Here is a 1,222-nt window from a genome sequence, read left to right as displayed (position 1 = left end):
TCGTATGCTTGCCCGCCCATGCTACCAACCTTTCGCGCAGCGTTACCGCTCATGGCCTGACGGTTCACTACGGCATCGTCGCTGTTCGGAAGGCCGCGGCGCCTGGTCAAATTATAGCGAGCAATAATAGCGCGACTAGTCCCGACGCCTATCGGCTAACGGTCGCAATATTCGACACGAAGACCGGCAGGCGGTTGAGCAATGCGACCGTGCTGGCCACCGTGAAAGGTCCTCGGAGTCAGGAGGCCCAACTTCACGCGAATCCGGTAACGAAGCATCTCGAACCAACGAACATCGGTGGAGTCGTAACCTATGGCAACGATTTCGAGATGCGCTGGAACGGCGTGTACCACGTAGAACTACTCGTGGCCAGAAGCGACGGCGCGAAACAGGTAACGATCCCCTTCAATTACGAACATCGAGCTTGACTGAGACCGCCTGGGGTTTACCAACCGTAAGCACTAGTTCATCGTTCGCAACCCTCCCGGAACCCTGTCCCGCCGGTTGAAATCGGCACGGCACGCCTATCCCGCGAAATGATGGCGCTCGTATGCGGCTGATCGCCCTGCGACAGTTGGTTCGGACTACCACGTTCTTCCACATTGGTTTTTGGCGATTGGAGCTTCACCGCGCAACGCAATGCATATCAACGCGTCCAGCCTGCCACGTCCCTTGCGTTCTGCAGAGATGGCTCTGCTCATCGTCTCAGCAGCTACTTTAACCACCGGTCTGATGCTCGTCGCGCTCGGCCGCAGTGAACTAGCGAATGCAGCCTGGACAGCTGGAAGCTTGCCCGTTCTCATCGCGCTCCTCATATCCATCGTCAAGTCGCTGCGTCGTCATGAAGCCGGCGTGGACGTGCTGGCGTTGGTTGCTGTCGGTTTTGCTCTGGCGCTCAGTGAGTTTTTGACTGCCGCGGTGATCTCGCTAATGTTATCCAGCGGGCGGGCGCTGGAAGACTATGCCCGGGAGCGGGCCCGTCGAGAATTGACCGCGTTGATGAGCCGAGCTCCGCGCTTCGCCAACCGCTTCGAGGATGGCGAGTGGCGTTGCGTGTAATTGGACGTGGTTCGCCCCGGTGATCAGCTTCTAGTCCGAAGCGGTGAATCCGTACCGGTTGATGGATCGTTGGTCGGGCAAGCGCAACTCGATGAGTCGACATTGACCGGAGAGTCCATTCTTAAGCAGCGGGCCCCGGGAGAGTCCGTGAACAGCGGGGTGG

General features: G+C 58.8%; 3 protein-coding genes. All 3 read left to right on the top strand.

The features are described 5' to 3' along the window. A partial coding sequence (locus AWB67_RS42830; protein WP_235025611.1) for a hypothetical protein occupies window positions 1-428 on the top strand: 428 nt, incomplete at its 5' end. Between the two features lie 211 nt (window positions 429-639). Beyond that, entirely contained in the window at window positions 640-1,059 is a 420-nt protein-coding gene (locus tag AWB67_RS38155; protein WP_327367232.1) for an HAD family hydrolase, read from the top strand. A 6-nt stretch (window positions 1,060-1,065) separates the two neighbouring features. Continuing rightward, a partial coding sequence (locus AWB67_RS43280) for a P-type ATPase actuator domain-containing protein (RefSeq protein ID WP_327367235.1) occupies window positions 1,066-1,222 on the top strand: 157 nt, incomplete at its 3' end.

This window comes from Caballeronia terrestris, from assembly GCF_001544515.1.
Classification (GTDB): Bacteria; Pseudomonadota; Gammaproteobacteria; order Burkholderiales; family Burkholderiaceae; genus Caballeronia; species Caballeronia terrestris.
The sequence above is the reverse complement of the archived record's forward strand: the minus strand, read 5'-3'. Positions and strand labels throughout refer to the sequence as shown.